The 1,789-nt window shown below is 44.8% G+C and carries 2 protein-coding genes; both read right to left on the reverse strand.

What is annotated here, in order from left to right; translation table 11 throughout:
* Positions 1 to 1,538: DNA-directed RNA polymerase subunit beta' (locus GX089_10305; protein NLP02876.1), on the reverse strand; the 1,538-nt coding region annotated here is incomplete at its 3' end.
* Positions 1,539 to 1,594: 56 nt separating this feature from the next.
* The coding region (locus GX089_10310; GenBank protein ID NLP02877.1) for a hypothetical protein at positions 1,595 to 1,789 on the reverse strand (195 nt) is incomplete at its 5' end.

Here is a 1,789-nt window from a genome sequence, read left to right on the forward strand (position 1 = left end):
ATCTTAGTCAGATAATAAATACCCAGAACGATATCCTGAGTAGGAGTCATGACCGGATGACCAGAAGCTGGGCTGAGCAGGTTATTTGCACTCAACATCAAAAACCGACACTCAAGCTGAGATTCAAAAGACAAAGGTACATGCACGGCCATCTGATCACCATCGAAATCAGCGTTAAAGGCAGTACAGACAAGCGGATGCAATCTAATGGCTTTTCCTTCCACAAGAACCGGAAAGAATGCCTGTATTCCCAGTCGATGCAATGTCGGAGCACGGTTTAAAAGAACCGGATGGTCTTTAATGACCTCTTCCAGAATATCCCAAACCTCCGGTCTCTCCTTTTCAACAAACTTCTTGGCACTCTTAACAGTCTGAACCAGCCCCTTTTCTTCAAGCTTCTGAATCACAAAGGGTTTGAACAGCTCAAGAGCCATCATTTTTGGAAGACCGCACTGATGTATCTTCAGCTCCGGCCCTACTACGATAACACTACGGCCCGAGTAATCAACTCGTTTTCCCAAAAGATTCTGACGGAAACGCCCCTGTTTACCTTTCAATAAATCACTGAGCGATTTTAAAGGACGTTTACCTTCACCTTTTACAGAAAAGGTTCTCCTTCCATTGTCAAATAGCGTATCCACTGCTTCCTGAAGCATTCTCATTTCGTTACGCAAGATGACATCCGGAGCCTTTATTTCGATAAGCTTTTTAAGCCTGTTGTTGCGGTTTATTACTCTTCTATAAAGATCATTAAGATCGGAAGTAGCAAAACGCCCACCCTCCAGTGGGACCAGAGGACGAAGATCGGGAGGAAGCACAGGTAAAACACGAAGAACCATGTTTTCGGGTTTATTTCCAGATCTCAGAAACGCTTCAGCAATGCGAAGTCTTTTAAGATGTTCCTGACGACGCTGCTCTGAAGATTCAAGCTTTATTTTTGAACGCAGATCTATTGCGAGCTCTTCCAGATCCAAAGTGGCCAGCATCTCCAGCACAGCCTCACCACCCATTTTCGCCACAAACTGCTTATCCTGTTCCTCAAGTTCAATGAATTCATCTTCACTTAGGAGCATCCCTCGACGCAGGTTGGTATTACCCGGATCAATTACCACATAAGATTCGTAATAAACGATTCTCTCAAGTACAGTGTTGGCTAACCCCAGAAGATAACTTACATGAGAAGGAACGCTTTTAAGAAACCAGATGTGAACAATTGGTACAGCCAACTCGATATGCCCCATCCGCTCCCTACGCACCTTGGAATGAGTAACCTCGACTCCACAGCGGTCGCAGACTACACCACGATAGCGAATCCTTTTATATTTTCCACAGTTACACTCCCAGTTACGCACCGGGCCAAAGATTTTTTCACAGAACAGGCCGTCACGTTCCGGCTTGAAAGAACGATAATTAATAGTCTCGGGTTTTGTAACCTCACCGTATGACCAGTTTCTAATGGTATCTGGAGAAGCCAGTCGAACCGATACTCCCGTTATCTCCTGAACTTTTTTGTCAAGATGGCTGATAAGTTCTGCCACGTATTACCCCCTGTATAAAGAGGAGTACCCCGAAGGTACCCCAACTGTTCAAATAATCAAGCAGCGGTTTCTTCACCGGTCAGAATATCAATATCCAGAGCAAGTGCTTTAATTTCCCGGACCAGAACCTTGAATGATTCAGGTATTCCGGCTTCGGGAGTATTTTCACCTTTGACGATTGCCTCATAGATTTTTGAACGCCCAGCCAGATCATCACTTTTAACAGTCAGAATCTGTTGCAGTGTGTAAGC

This window comes from Fibrobacter sp. (assembly GCA_012523595.1).
GTDB lineage: Bacteria > Fibrobacterota > Chitinivibrionia > Chitinivibrionales > Chitinispirillaceae > JAAYIG01.